This window comes from Holdemania sp. 1001095H_141210_F2 (assembly GCF_015558105.1).
Taxonomy (GTDB): Bacteria; Bacillota_I; Bacilli_A; order Erysipelotrichales; family Erysipelotrichaceae; genus Holdemania.
Genome location: NZ_JADNPO010000002.1, coordinates 52,220 through 71,821, shown reverse-complemented (window position 1 = coordinate 71,821; position 19,602 = coordinate 52,220). Strand labels below are relative to the sequence as shown.

Here is a 19,602-nt window from a genome sequence, read left to right as displayed (position 1 = left end):
GTGTTGGAAGTGATGGAGGATATAACGGAAAGTGAGGAAATTAAAAATGTCAGTTGTATCTATGCGTAAAATGCTCGAAAGCGGCGTTCATTTCGGACACCAGACCCGTCGTTGGGATCCGAAGATGAAACCGTATATCTACACGGCGAAAAACGGCGTCTACATCATCGACCTGGCGAAGACGCAGCAGAAGCTGGACGAAGCGTATGAAGCGATGAAGGCGATTGCGGAAAAGGGCGGCAAGGTTCTGTTTGTCGGCACAAAGAAGCAGGCTCAGAGCGTCGTTCTGGACGAAGCGCTGCGTTCTGGTTCCTTCTATGTCAACCAGCGTTGGCTGGGCGGCATCCTGACGAACTACCGCACGATTCAGAAGCGCATCAAGCGTCTGCTGGAAATTGAAGAAATGGAAGCTTCCGGTTCGATCAACGTCTATCCGAAGAAGGAAGTCGCTCAGATCCGCAAGGAAGCGGCTCGTCTGGAAAACTTCTTAGGCGGCATCAAAGAAATGAAGAAGCTGCCGGATGCGATCTTCGTTGTTGACCCGAAGGAAGAACACAACGCGGTTGCGGAAGCGAAGAAGCTGAACATTCCGGTCTTTGCGATGGTTGACACCAACTGCAATCCGGAAGAAGTCGATTTCCCGATTCCTTCCAACGACGACGCGATTCGTTCGGTAAAGCTGATCATCGGCGTACTGGCGGATGCGATCGTTGAAACCAAGGGCGGTCTGTTAAGCTATGCTTACCAGGAAGATCAGGAAGCCGAAGACATCACGATGAAGGAAGTCATCATCAACGTTGAACAGCAGGCGGAAGAAAACGAACGCCGCCGTCGTCAGAGAAACGAAGAACGCCGTCCGCGCAACAACCGCTACGGCGATAACAAGCGTTTCACACCAAGACGCGAAAACGCAGAAGCCGCCAAGGCTGCGGAAGCGGCTCCGGCTGCCGAAGCGAAACCGGCAGAGGCTGCGAAGGAGGCTGAATAATCATGGCAATTACCGCTGCATTAGTTAAAGAACTGCGCGAAAGAACCAGCGCAGGCATGATGGACTGCAAAAAAGCCCTGACCGAATGCGACGGCGACATGGAAGCGGCGATCACATGGCTGCGCGAAAAGGGAATCGCCAAAGCGGCGAAGAAGGCTGGCCGGATCGCGGCTGAAGGTCTGACCCGCGTCGTCACCGACGGCAACCGCGCGTGCCTGATCGAAGTGAACTCGGAAACGGACTTCGTCGCCAAGAACGAACAGTTCCTGGATCTGATCAATACCGCTGCCGACGTGATTCTGAAAGCGGCTCCGAAGACGTTGGAAGAAGCCTTAGCGCTGGATGTCAATGGGGCGACGCTGGAAAGCAAGTTCATCGACGCCACCGCGACGATCGGCGAAAAGATCACGCTGCGCCGCTTTGAAATCGTTGAAAAAGCAGACAACGACATTTTTGGAACGTATATGCACATGGGCGGCAAGATCAGCGCCTGCGTGGTCATGAAGAACAGCGATAATGCGGAAGTCGCCAAAGATATGGCGATGCAGGTCGCTTCGATGAGCCCGAGCTATGTTTCCCGCAACCACATGCCGGCAGACGTTGTTGAAAAGGAAAGAACCGTTCAGATGGAAATCATGAAGAACGATGAATCCCTGGCCAACAAGCCGGAAAAAGTGCTGCAGGGTATCGTTGAAGGCCGTCTGAGCAAGTCCTTGCAGGAAATGTGCCTGGTTGACCAGCCGTTCTTCAAGGATCCGAACCAGAAGGTTTCTCAGATCCTGAAGGCTGCGAACACGGAAGTCGAAAGCTTCGTTCGTTACGCTGTCGGCGAAGGTCTGGAAAAGCGCGAAGAAAACTTCGCAGAAGAAGTTGCCAAGCAGATCGGCAAATAAGTGAGTCTAAAAAGCGATTGAGCAATCAGTCGCTTTTTTTTGAAAAAGAAACTCTTCGTTCCCCGGATCCAATCAAAGCGGAATGATAAAATTCAGAGAAACACCTCCTGTTGTTCACGCAGCGTTCGTGTTCAAGGAATATACTATTTTCGTCTGAAAATGAGGTGAACCCATGAAACGAAATTATTTTGCGGCGCTGCTGGGCTTCAGTTTGATCCTAAGCGGATGCAGCGCCTTTCCCTCCGCTTCTTCAACAGAGACTCCGGTATCCCAAACAGAAGCGACGCTTATTCAGCTGAGCGACGATCAGATTCTCATCAACGCTCAGCCGGCTGATCAAACCGGTGCGGTGCAGCTTTCGCACGACATTGTCTATTATCAAGCCGGTCAGGGCGCTGATTATGGCGAAGGGGGTGCGGAAGATGAACACAGCGCGGAGGAAGCGCAGGCGCATACCGTAATCACGATCCGCGAACCGGGAACCTACCGCGTCAGCGGAAAACTCAGCGCCGGCCAGATCGCGATTGATTTAGGCGAGGACGCCAAAGACGATCCCAACGCCGTGGTCAATCTGATTCTTGATCAGGCTGAGATTACCTGTACCGTCGCCCCGGCGATCATTGTGTATAACGCCTATGAATGTGCTGGGGAAGAAGCGCTCAGCACGGTGGATACCCGAACGGCCGGCTTTAACCTGATTGTCGCGGATGGAACAGAGAACTATGTATCAGGTGCTTACGTTGCCAGAATCTATAAGGAAGGCACGACGAAAAAGCTGCATAAGTACGACGCCGCGATCGAATCCAAGGTTTCGCTGAACCTCAGCGGGGAAACCGCGGGCACCGGTATCCTGCGGGTCGAAGCAAGCAACGAAGGCATTGAGACTTCCATGCACATGACGATCAACAGCGGCAGCTGGATCATTCATTCCGCTGACGACAGTTTGAATGCCAATGAAGACGGTATTTCCGTGATCACGATCAACGGCGGAACTGTGCGGTGTGATGCCGGCGCTGGTCAGGAAGGCGACGGCATTGATTCCAACGGCTGGATTGTCATCAACGGCGGCACGGTCATCGCCGCGGCGAACCCGGTAAGCATGGACAGCGGCTTGGACTCTGACAACGGGATTTTGATTCATGGCGGCACGGTACTGGCCAGCGGGAATATGTTTGATGACGTGGATTCCGCGTCCACGCAGAATGTGATGGTATTCAGCTTCGCTCAGACGCAGAATGCCGGCGGGAAGCTTGTGCTTTCTGACAACGCGGGACAGCCGGTCGCCGGCTTGGCTGCCGCCAATGACTACACAGTGCTGGTCTATTCCAGTCCGCAGCTCAGCGAACAGGACTATACGCTGGCTCAGGCGGAAACCGTCGAAGGCGAAGACCTTGGCGGTCTGATCACTCCCGTTACCTCAGCGGTGGGGCTGACGGAGCTGAGCTATACCAAAACTGCGCTAAGCAGGGGCATGGGGATGCGCCCGCAGGGAGGTGAATTTCCGGAAGACGAAGGCCGAAAACCTGGTCAGCGTCAGGAAGGCGAAGGCCCGCAGGGCGAGATGCCGCAAGGAGAATTCCCGCAAGGAGAATCCCCGGCTGACGAAGCGGATCGGGAAGCCGGACCGCCGGCGGATCAGGAAGGTCCGATGGGCGGCAAACCGGAAGACGGCCGGGGGCCACAGAACCATGCCGACGATTCGTCCGGCGAGCTGAACGCCACGTTCACGGTTTCCTCCACGATCGCGATATTTTCCCAAATTCAGGCTTTGAAGGAAGAATAAGCCGGAGGCGGCGCATGCCGCCTTTTCGATCGTTCTATTTGAAAAAGCGCCGGTTGTTTTGCGAAAGAAACGAAAGACACAACAAATCTGAAAGATTGTCAACAAATTCTGCGTTCTGCTTTTCAAACTGCAGGAAATCGCCTACAATAAAGATAAGCAGGAAAAATAAAAATTTGCGCAGGGGTTTGAAAAAGGATGTAAAGCGCCGTTTTGCGACATACACTTTCTATGCGGGAGCGCGATTCCTTAAATTTGATGAACTTGGCGTCAGACTCTAGGAAAACACAGGCGAATATGATAAAATAACGACTGAAAAAGAAGCAATCACAGAATCAATTTCTGATGAAAAAGGAGAGATAACTATGTACAAGCGCATCCTGCTCAAACTCAGCGGAGAAGCTCTGTCCGGACAGGGAACCAATTTCGATCCCGAAATTCTGAAATCGCTGGCCAGCCAGATCAAGGAAATTCAGGATCTGGGTGTTGAAATTGCGATCGTCGTCGGCGGGGGCAACTTCATCCGCGGCAAAATGGCGGAAAAAATGGGGATTGAGCGTGTTCAGGCCGACTACATGGGCATGTTGGCAACAGTGATCAACGCGCTGGCGATTCAGAGTTCGCTGGAACAGATCGAAGTGCCGACGCGTGTGCAGACCGCGATTGAGATGAACAAGGTCGCCGAACCGTTTATTGCCCGCCGGGCGATCCGGCATCTGGAAAAGGGCCGCGTCGTGATTTTCGGCGCCGGCACTGGCAGTCCGTTCTTCTCGACCGATACGACTGCGGCGCTGCGGGCTTCCGAGATTAAAGCGGACGTTATTCTGATGGCGAAAAACGGCGTTGACGGCGTGTATTCCGCGGATCCGAAGCTGGATCCCAATGCGGTTAAATATGATCGCCTGACGTATATGGATCTGATTCAGAAGGGACTGGCGGTCATGGACACGACTGCGACCTCCATGTGCATGGACAACCACATCGACCTGATCGTCTTCAATATGAATCAGGAAGGCAACATCAAGCGCGCCGTCATGGGCGAAAGCATCGGCACAATCGTAGAATAAACAGGGAGGAATCATACGATGATGAAAGAAATACTGGATAACAGCCGTTCTAAAATGCAGAAAGCGATCGACACGTTCAGCGAACATCTGGAAACCATCCGCACCGGCCGCGCCAACGCCGGCATGCTTGCGGGGGTGGAAGCCGATTACTACGGCTGTCCGACGCCGATCAATCAGATCAGCTCGATCACCGTGGTTGAAGGCCGCCAGCTGGTCGTCAAGCCGTACGACTCGAGCTCGTTAAAAGCGATCGAACATGCGATCAACAAGTCGGATCTGGGATTAAATCCGCAGAACGATGGTTCTGTCATCCGCATTAACGTTCCAGCTCTGACGGAAGAAACCCGCAAGGAATTATGCAAGAAGGTTTCCAAGCTGTCGGAAGAAGCGAAGATCGCGGTCCGCAACCTGCGCCGGGATGCGAATGAAATCGCGAAGAAAGACGACACGCTGACGGAAGACGCAGAAAAAGAATGTCTTGAAAAGATTCAGAAGCTGACGGATGAAATGATTAAGAAAGTTGATTCCATCGCGGCTGAAAAAGAAAAAGAAATCATGACAGTGTAACGGCAAAGCTCACCTTGTAGTGAGCTTCTTTGATAAGGAGCAACGGTATGGAAGAAAAAATTAGACATGTAGCGATTATTATGGACGGCAACGGACGCTGGGCGAAAAAGCAGGGCAAGGTCCGCACGGCCGGTCATTACCAGGGCGTGGAAAATGTGCGCAACATCGCGATCGCTGCCAACGATCTGGGAGTGGAAGTGCTGACGGTGTTCGCCTTTTCGACGGAGAACTGGAAGCGCCCGGAGGAAGAAGTCAGCTATCTGATGAAGCTGCCGTCGGTCTTCTTTAAACGGTTCCTTAAGGAACTGATGGAAAAGAACATCCGGATCACGATGATCGGTGAAATGGATCAGATCCCGAAGGAGACCGCCAGGGTGCTCCAGGCGGCGATCGACGATACGAAGGCCAATACCGGCATGATCCTGAACTTCGCGATGAATTACGGCGGCCGGCGGGAAATTGTGTTAGCCGCCCAGGCGTATGCCCGCGACGTGCGCGACGGCAAGGCCAGCGATACGATCAGCGATGAGCAGTTCGGCCAGTATTTAATGGGCGCGCAGTTTCCGCCGCTGGATCTGTTGATCCGCACCAGTGGGGAATACCGGATTTCTAATTTCCTGCTTTGGGAAATTGCGTATGCCGAAATGATCTTTGTCGATGAAGCCTGGCCGGAATTCACGCCGGAGCTGCTCAAGCAATGTCTGGATCAGTTCAGGCAGCGTGACCGGCGGTTTGGAGGCGTCAAGTGAAACAGCGCATCCTGACGGCGGCGCTGATCATCGCGGTCGTTTTGCCGCCGTTAATTCTGGGCGGGGCGCTGATCGACCTGTTGATGTTGTTCTGTCTGGTCACGGGGGCGTATGAAATCACGCATTGTCTGAAGACACCGCGGAAAAATGGATTGATGATCGCAATGATCGCGGTCATGATCGGTTTGGCGTTAGTCGGCCCGGAGTGGCTGGGTGCCGGTCTGGCGCTGACGCTGGTGCTGCTGTTTGCGGCGTCCATTGCGGATCCGCAGCTGAATCTGAACGATATCACGCTGGTTTTCGCGATGCTGACGGTGTTCGTCATGGCTGTGCGCTCGATCATTTCGATTTATGACCGGAACTCGTGGCTGATGATGTATGTGATTCTGGCAACCTATCTGACCGATACCGGCGCTTACTTCTGCGGTTATTTCTTCGGCAAGCATAAGCTGATCGAACGGATTTCCCCAAAGAAGACGGTTGAAGGCGCGATCGGCGGCTGGCTGTGCGGGACGGCAGGAGCGTTTATCTTCGCCTGGGCGATGCTGCCGGAGCTGCCGTTGGGCTTGGCCCTGTTTGGAGCGGCGACGATGGCGGTTGTCGGACAGCTGGGCGATCTGGCGTTCAGCCTGATCAAGCGGCATGTCGGAATCAAGGACTTCGGTTCGTTCCTTCCCGGACACGGGGGGATTTTGGACCGGATCGACAGCTTACTGTTTAACTTATTGTATTTTACGCTGATTTTAGCGATGGTGGTGTAATATGAAACGTTGTTGTGTATTGGGCGTGACCGGCTCGATCGGTGTGCAGACGGTTGACGTCTGCACAGCGCATCCTGAAGCCTTTCAAATCACGTCGATCAGCGCGGGCCGCAACATCCCGCAGCTGAAAAAACTGATCGCGCAGCTGCCGCAGTTAAAGGCGGTCTGCGTGCAGGAGGAAGCGGATTGTCAGCGCCTGGCTCAGGAATATCCTGATCTGGAATGGGTCTGGGGAGAAACCGGGCTGCTGCGCTTAAGCGAACGCGACGATTACGACGTGCTGGTCAACGCGCTGGTCGGTTTTGTCGGCCTGAAGCCGACGCTGCAGGCGATTGAAGCCGGGCACGATATCGCGTTGGCGAATAAGGAAACGCTGGTCGTGGCCGGAGCCTTTGTCAACGCTGCCTGCCGTAAGCATCACGTGACGCTGCTGCCGATCGACAGCGAGCATTCCGCGATTTTCCAATGTCTGCAGGGCAGCCGCAGGGAACAGCTGAGCCGGCTGATCATCACGGCCTCCGGCGGCAGCTTCCGCGATAAGACGCGCGAAGAACTGCGGGGGGTGACGGTCGCTCAGGCGCTGGCGCATCCGAACTGGTCGATGGGCGCTAAAATTACGATCGACAGCGCGACGATGATGAATAAGGGGTTTGAGGTCATTGAAGCGCACTGGCTGTTCGACGTCGATTTTGATCATATCGACGTGCTGATTCATAAAGAAAGCGTGATCCATTCGCTGGTCGAATACCAGGATCACGCTGTGATCGCCCAGCTGGGCACGGCTGACATGCGGCTGCCGATTCAGTATGCCCTGAGCTACCCTGAACGGCTGGAGCTGTTCAACAGTCAGCCGCTGGATCTGGCCGCGGTCGGAACCCTGCATTTTGCCCCTGCCGATTTTGCCCGCTATCCGCTTTTGGGGTTAGCATATGAAGCAGGAAGAAAACAAGGAACGATGCCGGCGGTAATGAATGCCGCCAATGAGGAAGCCAACGCTGCATTCCGTGAGGGGAAAATTTCATTTTTAGACATTGAGGAGCTGGTGATCGACGCCTGCCGCACACTCGCTTTCACGGAAACACCATCCCTGGATGCGATTTTTGAGGCGGACCGCCAGGCCCGTGAATTTGTGAAATCACATCTGAAAGGAGCCTAAGCAATGGCAATTTTGTATTTTATCATCCTGCTTTCCGTCATTATCATCGTGCATGAATGCGGTCATCTGATCGCTGCGAAGTGTTTCCATGTTTATTGCGGAGAGTTTTCAATCGGTATGGGACCGAAGCTGTGGGCCTGGAAGGGCAAGGAAACGACTTTCACGCTGCGCGCGCTGCCAATCGGCGGTTACGTCGCGATGGCAGGCGAGGAAGGCAGCGAGTTTGAAGGCGTGCCGCACGAGCGGACGATCAAGGGCGTGTCGCATTGGAAGCAGATTGTCATCATGCTTGCGGGTGTGATCATGAACTTCGTGCTGGCCTGGCTGATCTTCGCTTCGATCATCCTGATCAACGGCAGCTACAACATCGCGCCCAAAGCGGTGGTCGGCGGCGTGGTCGAAGGATCGCCGGCGGAAGCCGCGGGCTTTGTCGAGGGCGATGTGATCACCAAGGTCGTGTTCGCTGACGGAACCGTCGTCAAGCCGTCCAACTTTTATGAGATCCTGACGTATTCGATGGACAATACCGAGCCGGTGACCTACACGCTGAAGCGCGGCGATGAAACGCTTGAAAAAACGGTGACGCCGGTGTATAACGAACAAGAACAATCGTGGCTGGTCGGAATCAAAATTCCGCCGGCGACGCAGGTCAAGACCACGCTGCTCAACAGCGGTTATTACGGCGCTCAGTATATGGGGCAGACCGTGAAAGAACTGGTCACCGCTCTGACCCGCTTAGTCAAGGGGATCGGCTTTGAAGACCTGTCCGGGCCGGTCGGAATTTATCAGGTGACTGAGCAGCAGGCCAGTCTGGGATTACAGAACTACATTCTGCTGATCGCGCTGTTGTCGCTGAACGTCGGCGTCTTCAATTTGCTGCCGCTGCCGATCTTAGACGGCGGACGGATTCTGCTGGTGATCGTTGAGATGATTATCGGCAAGCCGCTGAATCAAAAGCTGGAAGCCGGAATCACGGCGGTCGGCGTCGCGCTGGTGCTGCTTTTGATGGTCTACGTCACATGGCAGGATCTGATGCGGTTGTTTATCTGATAGCTTCATTTCCTCAAAGGCGAGGAAGGCATAGAAATAAACAGGAGGAACGAACATGAGTATTTTAGTCACAGGCGGCACCGGCTTCATCGGCAGCCACACAACGGTGGAACTGATCAACGCCGGCTACGACGTTGTCATCATCGACAACCTGGTCAATTCCTGCAAAGGCGTGATCGATCGGATTGAGAAGATCACAGGCAAGCGTCCGCGCTTTTATGAAAACGATCTGTTGGACAAAGCCGCGGTCGAAAAGGTATTTGAAGAAAATGAAATCGAAGCGGTCATTCATTTCGCCGGATTAAAAGCGGTGGGCGAATCGGTGACGATTCCGCTGACGTATTATCATAACAATCTGACCGGTACGCTGATTCTGTGCGAGGTCATGAAGGCGCATAACTGCAAGAAGATCGTATTCTCGTCCAGCGCTACGGTCTACGGCGATCCGCATAAGGTGCCGATCACAGAGGACTTCCCGCTGTCGACGACCAATCCGTACGGGTCGACGAAGCTGATGATCGAACGGATCTTAAGCGACGTGTTCGTTTCCGATACGGAATGGAGCATCATGCTGCTGCGCTACTTCAATCCGATCGGCGCGCATAAGAGCGGGCTGCTGGGAGAAACGCCAAACGGCATTCCGAACAATTTAGTGCCGTACATCGCCCAGGTCGCGACTGGCAAGCGTGAATTCCTGCGGGTCTGGGGCAATGATTACAATACGGTCGACGGAACCGGCGTGCGCGATTACATCCATGTCGTCGATCTGGCGCTGGGCCACATCAAAGCCGTGGAATACGTGCTGAAAAACAAGGGCGTGGAAGCGGTCAACCTGGGAACCGGCCACGGCTATTCCGTGCTGCAGGTCAAGGACGCCTTCGTCAAAGCGAGCGGCAAAGAAATTCCGTTCAAGATCATGCCGCGCCGGCCGGGGGATATCGCAACCTGTTACGCCGATACGACCAAGGCGAAGAAACTGCTGGGCTGGAGCGCCCAGTATGGCATTGATGAAATGTGTCAGGATTCCTGGTATTTCCAGCAGCAGAATCCGGACGGTATCACCGAATAACAAGACAGGAGCGAGGAAGCGGTCAAAACGACCGCTTTTTTTTGATAATTGGCGGTGAAGACGATCGGTAGGTCTGAAGGGAGGTCAGAAAAAATTCGGGAGGAATAAGGGGGAGCAGCGCCTGAGGATTGCCGGTTCATCAGAAAGTTTAAGAAATTGAACTTTTCGTTGATGGATAACATCATGTGAAAATGTTATCATGAAGACGGAGGGAAGGAAAATGAAAAAATTGATCATTAGTATTCTGTCTTTATTGATGGCCGTGTCGCTCACAGCGTGTTCGTCAGCCAAGGAAGAAACCTTTGAAGGCTCAGCGCAGGGATACGGCGGAACCGTGACTGCCAAGGTTACGTTCAAAGCCGACAAGATTATCGCGGTTGAAGTCAAGGCGCCGGATGAAACCGAAGGCGTCGGATCCCGGGCAGCCGAAGAACTGCCGGAGAAAATTGTTGCGGCCAACAGCGCGGACGTGGACGTTGTCGCCGGCGCGACGATGACATCCAAAGCGATCCAGTCTGCCGTGCGCCAGGCGGTAAACAAGAAAAACGGACAAACGGAAACGGCGGTTCATTTGAATGCCGGCACCTATTCCGCAGTTGTCACAGGTCACAATGGTGAAATGACAATTGAAACGACCGTTGATGAAACGTCGATCAAGGAAGTCAGGGTGATCGAGCACACAGAAACGTTTGGCATTGGCTATGGATCCGTGATGACGCCGGTTGAAGTCTTGTCGGAGCGGATCGTAAAACATCAGACAGTCAGCGTTGATAACGTCTCGGCGGCGACCGTGACGTCTTCCGCAATTAAGGCCGGCGTCCGGGACTGTCTCACTCAGGCCGGGGCTGAGGAAACGGCGTTCAGCGAACCGGCACCGATTGCGAATCCGACGGAAAGCGAATATACCGTAGATATCGCGGTCGTCGGCGGGGGAGCTGCGGGACTTACGGCAGCCAATACGGCGCTGGATGAAGGAAAATCGGTGCTCCTGGTTGAAAAAACGGGAATCACTGGAGGATCCACCGTGCAAAGCGGCGGCAATATTTTCGCTGCCGAGACAGCGGCGCAGAAGGCAAACGGCGTGGAAGACAGCGCTGAGGAGCTTTATCAGTTTTTAATGAGCTATGATGAGGACCATCTGTTGAATGAAAAGATGATTCATGACTATGCCTATGGTATCGGCAAGGACTTGGATTATCTGGCCGATAACGGCGTTGCCGTTACCTATGTGACCACCGCCCAGCCGACGCTGACGCCGAACCGCCTGCATTTGACAAGCCCGAAGAATGAAATTGCTTCCGGGATTGGCGGCGGGATTACCGTGCCGCTGACAAAGTCAATGCTGGAAAAGGGCGGAACTTTACTGCTGGAGACTCGCGCAGAAACACTTCTGACGAATGAACAGGGAGAAGTCATCGGCGTTCAGGCGGTGAATCAGGCGGGCGAAACCGTAACGGTGAAAGCCAAAGCGGTGATTCTGACAACTGGCGGCTATGGCTCAAACCCAGAGATGACAGCGCGGTTCGCGGCGTTTAATCCAATTTTCAACTCTGCCGCCAGCAGCACCGGCGATGGTCTGACGATGGCCGGCAAGGTCGGCGCACAGATCTTTGAGTCCGACGGCATGCAGCTGCAGTATGTCGACTTCAATACTGGTGAAACCGGCAGTACCGCCTCCGGACTGGTGGTCGATATGAAGGGAAACCGGCTGGCGAACGAACACAGTTATCAATCTGTTTCCGCAGAAGCCTTTAAGCGTGAAAACAATGCGGTGAATTACTATATCACAGCGACGCGGGACGGCGTCTGCGCGGAAAGCTATCCTACTGTCCAGTATGGCGTCACGCTGGAAAACGCGGTCAAAGCATCCAGCCTCGATGAGCTGGCAGCCTTGATCAAAGCCGATCCGGAAACGCTGAAAGCCACTGTCGCGCGCTATAACGAGTTATGCGAAAAAGGAACGGATGATGATTTTGGCAAGCCTTCCGACTATCTGATTCCAGTCGAAGGTGATACCTACTATGCCTTTGCCCGCTATCCGGTTGCGGCGGCGACCTTCGGAGGGTTGGTTATTGACGAAACCGGGCATGTCCTGAATCAGGAGAATCAGGCGATCTCCGGTCTGTACGCGGCAGGAGAAGTCGCGCTGACCGGCGTGTTTGCCAACGTGTATCCAAGCTGCGGTTTGGCGATCGGCAATTCAATTCACATGGCCCGCAACGCGGCAGCGGCCGCCTGCGGAGAATAACAGAAAACGGCGCTTTGCTTTCGCGCCGTTTTCTTGTTACAATGAAATCATGAATATTAATGAGCTGAAATATTTTATTAAGGTCGCGGATCAAGGAAGCTTATCCAGAGCGGCCAATGAATTGTATATCTCCTATCAAGGTCTGTCGAAGTCGATCAAGAACCTGGAAACGGAGCTGGATTGTCCCTTGTTTGAAAAGCTGGGGAGTGGTTACAAACTGACGGAATATGGCGACGAACTGTATCCTGCCGCAAAGCGGATCGTCAGCGAATGGGAGACGCTCCAGCTTTCCTTAAACCAGATCCAGCGCCGCCGCCATCAGTTTTATCACATCGGTGTGGCGATGGGCGTCGACACGCCGTTCGTCAATTTTCGCAGCCAGCTCGATCAGTTTCTGAGAAAGCATGGCAACGTCGTCATGATCGACGCCTGGGATTCCTATTGTGAGGAAAAGATTGAAAGCGGAGAACTGGATATCGCAATCACGTTCGGGCCGGTGGATGACGTGCGTTTCGACTGCACGGTGCTGCATCAGGGAACACTGGCGGCCCTGGTGCATCCGGAAAACGTTCTCTCAAATAGAAAAAGCCTGCGGATTCAGGATTTAGCGGATCAAAAGATCATCACCGTAAACCGTTACTTCCGAAATTATGATATTTTGATGCAGGCCTGTCAAAGCTGCGGCTTTAAGCCGAGAATTGTGTTGAATACCGTAAATTTAACCGCGACGCTGTTCGGTTATCAGGACAGGAAGGCGATCGGGATTTCCAACAATCTGTGTTATCCGACGGAGTCCATTGGAGAATACAAGGTGATTCCCGTGCTGGATCAGAAGACGACCTGTCAGATCAATCTTTTAATTCATCCCAGGCAGCGCAAAAATAAGGCGATTCAACAGCTGAAGCAAGAGCTGCTGCAATGCTTTTTCATCAATACCGACGTTAAGTGTTGATACCATCATTCTGGAAAAGGGCAGGGAATTGAAATGAGCTGGCCCGGCGCAATAGGGATAAGCGGAAAAAATGGTCAGATCAAGCTTGCGGTAAAGGTTGACGAGTTCAGAATTTCTCAGAACATTTTGAACTGAAAAACGGAGGTTATCGGCATTTTTTCCATAGAAGGCGGTCTTTTTGACCGTTTTCATTTTATGAAGAAACAGATTTGCAAGCTTTTTTAAATCCAAAGAGGAAAGAAACAAGGGGAGAGAAAAACAAGGGGAGAGAAAAACAAGGCGGTGTCGAGATGAATAATTTACCATAGTAAACCTTGTTGCCAAATGAGGACTATGGTACAATGATACCAGTGGCAAAGGAGGAGTTTTATGCCCCGATACGATCAGTTGTTTCAGGAAATTGTCCACACGATCAAAGAAGATTACGCCGGCTTTGCGATGTGCCGGGATCACCACGATCCACGTCCTTACGTCCATACCATCGGGACGGCGTTTATGAAAAAAGAATTGGATGCGGATTTGTTTTTCCGTCAGGTCAATCAATATCTTGCGGAAACCGGCGACCGCAACCTGCGTTTTTTGCGGCATCCCGGCCCGGATTACCAACCCTTTACCAACGGCTTTTTCACCCGACGCAAAGGCGAGGTACTAATGGTCAGCGAGGTGCATCAGGAAGATCAGCTGCAGCCAAAGGACGAGATTATCGCGATCAACGGCCAGCCGCTGTGTTTTTATACGGAAACATTGAAAAAGCGGGTGTTCTATTCTGATCAGAATGACCGTCAGATCTGGACGGGGTTTTTGAAAATGGCCGATCAGATTACGGTGCGCCGGAACGGACAGACCTGGGTTATGCCGCTGCGTCGTTTTGCCAGGACAGAAGTGCTGAAAACAAATACGATAGTCGTTGAAGAGGGGAGTGCGGTGCTTAAAATCGAGCGGATCGACGAAACCCTGGAACGACTGGTGGAAGAAAACAGAGAGCTGCTGACGAAGGCGGATTCGATCATTCTGGATCTCAGGCGCTGTGAGGAAGGGTGGGAATCGTCGATGTTCTGCCTGCTGCCGTATATTTTGGATCAACCGGTACCGGTGTGCGAGGTCATGGAAGGGCAGGGACTTCTGACCCATTATACCGGGAAAAATTGCCATCGCCGGATTGATCAGCTGAAGACGATGATGACGGACCCGGATCTGGCTCCCATCGCATCCGAAATGATCGAAGAACTGGAAGCGAAAGCGGATCTGGGCTGGGTTCTGGAAACAGAAGCTGATTGGGGCGCAGAGGAAGACGCGCTGATTCAGCCGGTTAAGCCGGAGCGCAGAACGGTGCTGATCACCGATCTGTTTACCGCCGGGGTCGCGGAAGAGCTGGCCGATCTGGCCTCCCGTTCATCACGCTGCACTCTCGTCGGAAGACAAAGCAGCGGCCGTTATCAAACCTGCAATCTGATCTCCGTCGTATTTGACGATTTGTTTCAGCTGGATTATCCGATCAGCCGCCGCCAAGCGTGGACAAGAGATCAGCCGGCGGGCGTGCCTTGCGATATTGAAATCGAATGGACGCCGCGGGAATGTGATGAAGATCTTCTGATGATCAAAGCCAAAGCGGCTGCCAAGGATACGGACAATTAAAAAAATTTTAAAACAGGAGAAAATTCAACAGGAGAAAATTGAACAGGAGAAGATAAATCAGGAGAAAATACAAAAGCCAGCGGCTGCGGCGGGATTCCCGTTTCACAGCTTCCGGCTTTTTTCTGTATAAAAAGACGCCGGAACCGTTCACGTTGTTCCGTCGTCCAGATTTTATTCCTCGCTGATGAACTGACCTGCCAGCCGGCCATGCGTCACCGCCATGCCAATCGAGTTGCCTGCGCATGGCGTGGAGTAGCCTAAGCCGTAGCGTCCGCCCAGGCAGTTGCCCGCGGCATACAGCCCTTTGATCTTCTTGCCGCTCATGTCCAGCACGTTCTGGCGTTTGTCGGTGACCAGACCGGACATCGTGACCATCATCGGCGTCGGCTTGTCGTTCTTCTCGCTCTTGACCGCGTAGAACGGGGCTTCGTCGACTGGAATCATGCAGGAGGCGTCTTTGCCGTAATCGGTGTCCTTGCCCGCGTAACAAAGCTGGTTATAGGCTTCGATCGAGGCCAGGAAGGTTTCTTTCGCCGCCCCGGCATAGCCCAAGTAGTCCGCCAGCTCCTCCAGCGTGTCCGCCTTGATGACGGTTGATTCCATACGTTCAGCGACGGTGCAGCCGCGGATGGTGCCGCCTTCCGGTCCGCTGACCAACGCATCCATATCGTTGATCAGATCAATGTAATACTGCGGCCGGCCGGCGTTCGGTCCGCCGTGCTCCAGCCCCGAAGCACAGACCGATTTCAGCCATTTCTTATCGGTAACTAAGCACAAGGTGCCCTCCGGCTGACGGGCGCAGGCGGTTTGCGCCGCGGAGAGGTTGCCTTCATTGGTAAAGCGCTCGCCCTCGCTGTTGAGCCACAGCATCGCGTTGCAGCCCCAAGGACCGCTCGGACCGCCGCCTAAAAGCATGCTTCCGCGCGGCGCCGGTTCGATCATGCCGCCGGCCCAGCAGCCCATCTTGACCGCTTCACCCTTGCGTCCGCCCATGAAGGAGAAGAAGTCCGGCTGTTCGCCGCCGGCCCGCTCAAAGCGTTCCATGTATTCGTTCAATAAGGCCCAGCACATATCCGCGTTGCCGGCATAATCGCCGCCGCACAGGATCGCGCCTTTGGTCGTATTGAATTTAATATAGCTGCCGTCGCTCGCTTTGCCCGCGACGCCGATGATGTCTTTCGCCTCGTTTTGAAGCAGGACGATGGCTTCCGTACCGTAGTACCACTCAGCCCCCAGCTGCTTTGCCTTGTCGATGCAGGCCTGGTTGATCAGCGGCAGCACCGAGTTTGCCGCGACGCCCTGGATCGGCTGGTCGTTGTACTGCCCCATAAACTGCGCTGTGGCCGCCCAGGTTTTGGTGCCCGGGGTCATCGGGTAATCGTAGCGCAGGCAGTCGTACATGTCGTTGCCGGCCTGAATTTTCTCATAATCCATGTTCGCCTGCATGATCAGCCAGCCCTCTGGCGTATTGTCATACGTGTAGGCCTTGGGATCAACGCCCATTTCCTTGGCGACTTCCAGCATGTGATCGAGGGTTGGGCCGGAATTGTGGACGTAAGACTTGACGATCGCCGGGAAGCAGCGGCCGCCGGAACGGGTGACGAATTCGTTGACGACTTCGCCCAGATCATAGGTGCCGAAGCCGATCTCCTGCTGGAGCTTGGAGTTGAACGCGCCGATATCTTCGCCATACCAGGTAAACAGGTCTTCCTCCATCCGCTCTAAGACTGCGACTTTCAATCCCGCTTCCGCAGCAGCTAAGGCCGCCTGTACGCCGGCGTGACCGCCGCCGACAACGACGACGTCGACATTGACTTCCTTAGCATAATCGCTGATGACCGGAGCTTCGCCGAGCCAGTCGCCCGGGCCTGAATAACCGGTGATCCGACCGGTTGGCGTGGACGGTGTGGCCGAGGCGTCCGGGGATGCGGTAGGGGTCGTGGATTCCGTGCTGCAGCCGGCTAACAGACCTGCGGCGGCGACGCCAAACGCACTGGCAGCGGCGCCTTTAATGAAATCACGACGGGAAATTCCTTTTTTGTAACTCATAAGTTCTCCTTCCTCATAATAATTTAATCAGATAAAATATTTACCATAGTAAAATAATTTATCTGTGAATATCTTATCACAATAGTTTATTGGAGTAAATTAGTATTCAAAAGTTTGTCCTGGAAGTTTCGACAAAGTTTGACTTTCTGAAGTGATTGCATGATAATTGATTCGGTGATGATATTATGACGATGAATAAAAATGCCGACAGGTCGCTGATTCTCGATTCCATGCCGGTAAAGCAGGCTTTAATCCGCCTGGCGGTTCCTTCCATCCTGGCCTCGATGGTCACAACAATCTATAATATCGCGGATACGTTTTTCATCGGTCAGCTGCACAACACGGCGATGATTGCGGCGACAACGGTCGCGATGCCGATCATGATGCTGACGCACGCGTTCGGCGAGTCGATCGGCGTCAGCGCCGGCAGCTATATTTCGCGGCAGCTGGGGGCGGGCCATCGGGATCAGGTCAGCCGGATTGTTCAGACGACGATGACGCTGGTCGTTTTGATCTCCATCGTGCTGCCCATTTTGTTTATTACTTTCCTAGGTCCGTTGTTGGGCATGTTCGGGGCGGAAGGTGATGTCACGATGTATGCGGCTCAGTATGTGACGATTTTACTGGTCTTTGCGTTTTCGCAGATCATCAAGCTGACGATTGTCCAGCTGTTAAGAGCGGAGGGCGACGTGAATTTTCCCATGGCCGCGATCTTTGCCGGGGTGGTGGCGAATCTGATCCTTGATCCGATTTTCATGTTCGACTGGGGCTTAAATTTAGGGATCGCCGGCGCGGCGTGGGCGACGGCTGCGGCCCAGTGTCTGTCGTTGGTCATGTTGATGGGGAGGTTGTTGTTTAAAGCGGAGGCTGTGCGCTGGAATCCGCGGGTATGGATGCTGGATAAGACGGCGGTGCAGGAGATTCTGAGCCTGGGGGTGGCAGTGTTTGCCCGGCAGGCGCTGCCGAGCGTCACTTACAGCTGTCTGGCAATGCAGGCCAGCGTGTATGGAACCGATTTTCTGGCAGGGATCGGCATCGCCAAGAAATGTCTGAATTTAGTCATGTTCGCGATCATCGGCTTTGCGCAGGGGTTCCAGCCGTTTGCGGCGTATAATTACGGCGCCGGCAACCGGCCGCGGCTGAAGCAGGCGCTGAAAAGCGCCTTGACGTGGGTAACGGTATACGGCTGTTTTGCGGCGGTCTTCTATATCACGCTGGCGCCGCAGATCGTGCAGATCTTCTCCCGCGAGGCGGCGGTCATCGAAATGGGCCGGATGATGCTTTATGGCTATGCGGTTTCGATGCCGGTGGTCGGAGCTTATAATATCGCGGCGGTGCTGCTGCAGGCGCTGGGAGAGAAGCGTTCTGCGTTCTTTCTGTCGATCGCCCGCCAGGGTTTGTTTTATATTCCGATCATTTGGATTCTGCCAACGCTGTTGGGCAAACTGGGTATTTTCATGGCTCAGCCCTGCGCCGATTATCTGACGATCCTGATGGTGATCTTCTTATGCCGGCATTTATTTGTCGATTTGATGAAAGGTTAATATTGGTAAGGAAAAACAGGTTTTAACGCGCCCCGGTTTATGGTAGAATACCTTTAGACTGGGGTAATGTTACTTATGAGAAAAACAAAGAATAAAACGACGATGCTGCTGGCCGGCGGCCTGGCTGTCGTCTTGATTCTCTTTGCCGCAGCGGCAATTTACTTCGGAATGATTGTGAAAGATCGTTCCGGATCGCAGCTGCCTGAAGAAACGGAAAAGCCGGTGATGGTCGAGCAAGGCGGTCAGGAAAAACCGCAGGAAACGCAGGGACTGGACGCCGTCGAGGTCGATCTGGTCAACGCGACGGTCTATCGCTTCGATGAACTGGACTTCCAGTTTGCGATCGCGAAGATCCGGGTGAAGGCGGAAGAACCGATTAATATTTCGCTTGAGCATTTCGCAACGTCCGAAGGCGTCAAGCTGAATGAAATCGACAGCTATCTCGATCAGCTGGATAAGAATGGTTTATATATCGGCAAGCAGAATGTCTGGTTTGAATTGGTGTCCAGGGAAAACAGCTACGTTGCCAATATCTTTGTGCCGATTAAGGATAAAACGGCGCAGTCGGCGGCGATTAACGTGGATTTCGGCGATAACGCGCCGATCCAGCTAAATCTGAAGGAAGCGACGGGCACCCGCGAGATGCTGGGGTACGTCGCGGAGGACGTGATCACCGATGGCAAGACATATCAGATGCTGGTCGGCGTCGCTTTCCAGATCGCCAGCGAGGAAATGTATCGGACCTTCGACGATGGCAGTGTGGAGACCGCGGGTCTGCCGTCAACGGCTGAAGTCTATGTGTTCCGCCTGGACGCGGTCAGCCTTTGGGGCGACGAACTGGTCGTTGAAGATGCGGTTTATCAGGTCGAGGGCAGCGGGAATACATTCCAGGCGCTTTCCTCGAATTTCCATTCAGAAAAATATGATAACATCCTGGGTAAAACGATCAAGGAAAAAGACAGCGGCGTTTTATTCTTCATTACGTATAATCCGGAGAAGGAACCGATCACTTATCAAGGCAAGCTGAAGCTGAAGATCAGGGGACAGGAAAACTGGATTGAAATTACCGTCAGTTTATAACAAAGGGGGAAGAC

17 protein-coding genes are annotated in these 19,602 nt (G+C 53.6%); 15 read left to right on the top strand and 2 right to left on the bottom strand.

Features of this window, described 5'->3' with window-relative positions:
* The first annotated feature begins 46 nt into the window (after positions 1–46).
* From rpsB to I2G61_RS01520, 13 genes are all read left to right on the top strand, one after another.
* A complete protein-coding gene (rpsB, locus tag I2G61_RS01580) occupies positions 47–988 on the top strand; it encodes a 30S ribosomal protein S2 (RefSeq protein WP_039865011.1) in 942 nt (313 codons plus the stop codon).
* 2 nt (positions 989–990) lie between these two features.
* Positions 991–1,881 (top strand): translation elongation factor Ts, encoded by an 891-nt coding sequence (gene tsf, locus I2G61_RS01575; protein ID WP_072683525.1) that lies wholly within the window; start codon positions 991–993, stop codon positions 1,879–1,881.
* 172 nt (positions 1,882–2,053) lie between these two features.
* On the top strand, positions 2,054–3,664 hold the full coding sequence (locus I2G61_RS01570) for a carbohydrate-binding domain-containing protein (RefSeq protein WP_072683524.1): 1,611 nt from the start codon (positions 2,054–2,056) through the stop codon (positions 3,662–3,664).
* 362 nt (positions 3,665–4,026) lie between these two features.
* Complete coding sequence (gene pyrH, locus I2G61_RS01565) at positions 4,027–4,728, top strand: UMP kinase (protein ID WP_006060154.1); 702 nt, start codon at positions 4,027–4,029, stop codon at positions 4,726–4,728.
* 18 nt (positions 4,729–4,746) lie between these two features.
* Complete coding sequence (gene frr, locus I2G61_RS01560) at positions 4,747–5,295, top strand: ribosome recycling factor (RefSeq protein ID WP_072683522.1); 549 nt, start codon at positions 4,747–4,749, stop codon at positions 5,293–5,295.
* Positions 5,296–5,342: 47 nt separating this feature from the next.
* Positions 5,343–6,044, top strand: coding sequence for an isoprenyl transferase (locus tag I2G61_RS01555; RefSeq protein WP_072683521.1), 702 nt, complete (start codon positions 5,343–5,345; stop codon positions 6,042–6,044).
* On the top strand, positions 6,041–6,805 hold the full coding sequence (locus I2G61_RS01550) for a phosphatidate cytidylyltransferase (RefSeq protein WP_072683520.1): 765 nt from the start codon (positions 6,041–6,043) through the stop codon (positions 6,803–6,805). Before I2G61_RS01555 ends, I2G61_RS01550 begins: the two co-directional genes overlap by 4 nt.
* Before the next feature lies 1 nt (position 6,806).
* Complete coding sequence (locus I2G61_RS01545; RefSeq protein ID WP_072683519.1) at positions 6,807–7,961, top strand: 1-deoxy-D-xylulose-5-phosphate reductoisomerase; 1,155 nt, start codon at positions 6,807–6,809, stop codon at positions 7,959–7,961.
* Between the two features lie 3 nt (positions 7,962–7,964).
* On the top strand, positions 7,965–9,011 hold the full coding sequence (gene rseP / locus I2G61_RS01540; protein ID WP_072683518.1) for an RIP metalloprotease RseP: 1,047 nt from the start codon (positions 7,965–7,967) through the stop codon (positions 9,009–9,011).
* 55 nt (positions 9,012–9,066) lie between these two features.
* The gene (gene galE / locus I2G61_RS01535; protein ID WP_072683517.1) at positions 9,067–10,080 is read left to right on the top strand and encodes a UDP-glucose 4-epimerase GalE; all 1,014 of its coding nucleotides are present in this window, start codon (positions 9,067–9,069) and stop codon (positions 10,078–10,080) included.
* Positions 10,081–10,300: 220 nt separating this feature from the next.
* Positions 10,301–12,328, top strand: a complete 2,028-nt coding sequence (locus I2G61_RS01530; protein ID WP_159432751.1) for an FAD-dependent oxidoreductase — start codon at positions 10,301–10,303, stop codon at positions 12,326–12,328.
* A 49-nt stretch (positions 12,329–12,377) separates the two neighbouring features.
* Positions 12,378–13,280: a LysR family transcriptional regulator gene (locus I2G61_RS01525; protein ID WP_072683515.1), complete on the top strand. Its 903-nt coding sequence runs from the start codon at positions 12,378–12,380 to the stop codon at positions 13,278–13,280.
* A 369-nt stretch (positions 13,281–13,649) separates the two neighbouring features.
* Complete coding sequence (locus I2G61_RS01520) at positions 13,650–14,915, top strand: S41 family peptidase (protein ID WP_072683514.1); 1,266 nt, start codon at positions 13,650–13,652, stop codon at positions 14,913–14,915.
* Here I2G61_RS01520 and I2G61_RS01515 read toward each other — a convergent pair.
* Together I2G61_RS01515 and I2G61_RS01510 are read right to left on the bottom strand one after the other, a co-directional pair.
* Positions 14,912–15,124, bottom strand: a complete 213-nt coding sequence (locus tag I2G61_RS01515) for a hypothetical protein (protein ID WP_139248552.1) — start codon at positions 15,122–15,124, stop codon at positions 14,912–14,914. The two genes, I2G61_RS01520 and I2G61_RS01515, sit on opposite strands and share 4 nt — an antisense overlap.
* Positions 15,087–16,964: an FAD-binding protein gene (locus I2G61_RS01510; protein WP_195547801.1), complete on the bottom strand. Its 1,878-nt coding sequence runs from the start codon at positions 16,962–16,964 to the stop codon at positions 15,087–15,089. The genes I2G61_RS01515 and I2G61_RS01510 overlap by 38 nt, the downstream gene beginning before the upstream one ends.
* A 185-nt stretch (positions 16,965–17,149) precedes the next feature.
* Between I2G61_RS01510 and I2G61_RS01505 the strand changes: the two genes are divergently transcribed.
* Positions 17,150–18,508 (top strand): MATE family efflux transporter, encoded by a 1,359-nt coding sequence (locus I2G61_RS01505; protein WP_072683512.1) that lies wholly within the window; start codon positions 17,150–17,152, stop codon positions 18,506–18,508.
* Between the two features lie 75 nt (positions 18,509–18,583).
* Positions 18,584–19,588, top strand: a complete 1,005-nt coding sequence (locus I2G61_RS01500; protein WP_072683511.1) for a hypothetical protein — start codon at positions 18,584–18,586, stop codon at positions 19,586–19,588.
* Positions 19,589–19,602: the final 14 nt, after the last annotated feature.

Bases quoted from the DNA above. Each gene is read 5' to 3' on its own strand.
- rseP (WP_072683518.1), top strand. From the start codon at position 7,965: ATGGCAATTTTGTATTTTATCATCCTGCTTTCCGTCATTATCATCGTG.
- I2G61_RS01520 (WP_072683514.1), top strand. From the start codon at position 13,650: ATGCCCCGATACGATCAGTTGTTTCAGGAAATTGTCCACACGATCAAA.
- I2G61_RS01530 (WP_159432751.1), top strand. From the start codon at position 10,301: ATGAAAAAATTGATCATTAGTATTCTGTCTTTATTGATGGCCGTGTCG.
- I2G61_RS01515 (WP_139248552.1), bottom strand. From the start codon at position 15,124: ATGGCCGGCTGGCAGGTCAGTTCATCAGCGAGGAATAAAATCTGGACG.
- I2G61_RS01500 (WP_072683511.1), top strand. From the start codon at position 18,584: ATGAGAAAAACAAAGAATAAAACGACGATGCTGCTGGCCGGCGGCCTG.
- frr (WP_072683522.1), top strand. From the start codon at position 4,747: ATGATGAAAGAAATACTGGATAACAGCCGTTCTAAAATGCAGAAAGCG.
- I2G61_RS01505 (WP_072683512.1), top strand. From the start codon at position 17,150: ATGACGATGAATAAAAATGCCGACAGGTCGCTGATTCTCGATTCCATG.
- I2G61_RS01545 (WP_072683519.1), top strand. From the start codon at position 6,807: ATGAAACGTTGTTGTGTATTGGGCGTGACCGGCTCGATCGGTGTGCAG.
- I2G61_RS01570 (WP_072683524.1), top strand. From the start codon at position 2,054: ATGAAACGAAATTATTTTGCGGCGCTGCTGGGCTTCAGTTTGATCCTA.
- pyrH (WP_006060154.1), top strand. From the start codon at position 4,027: ATGTACAAGCGCATCCTGCTCAAACTCAGCGGAGAAGCTCTGTCCGGA.
- tsf (WP_072683525.1), top strand. From the start codon at position 991: ATGGCAATTACCGCTGCATTAGTTAAAGAACTGCGCGAAAGAACCAGC.
- I2G61_RS01555 (WP_072683521.1), top strand. From the start codon at position 5,343: ATGGAAGAAAAAATTAGACATGTAGCGATTATTATGGACGGCAACGGA.
- I2G61_RS01510 (WP_195547801.1), bottom strand. From the start codon at position 16,964: ATGAGTTACAAAAAAGGAATTTCCCGTCGTGATTTCATTAAAGGCGCC.
- galE (WP_072683517.1), top strand. From the start codon at position 9,067: ATGAGTATTTTAGTCACAGGCGGCACCGGCTTCATCGGCAGCCACACA.
- rpsB (WP_039865011.1), top strand. From the start codon at position 47: ATGTCAGTTGTATCTATGCGTAAAATGCTCGAAAGCGGCGTTCATTTC.
- I2G61_RS01525 (WP_072683515.1), top strand. From the start codon at position 12,378: ATGAATATTAATGAGCTGAAATATTTTATTAAGGTCGCGGATCAAGGA.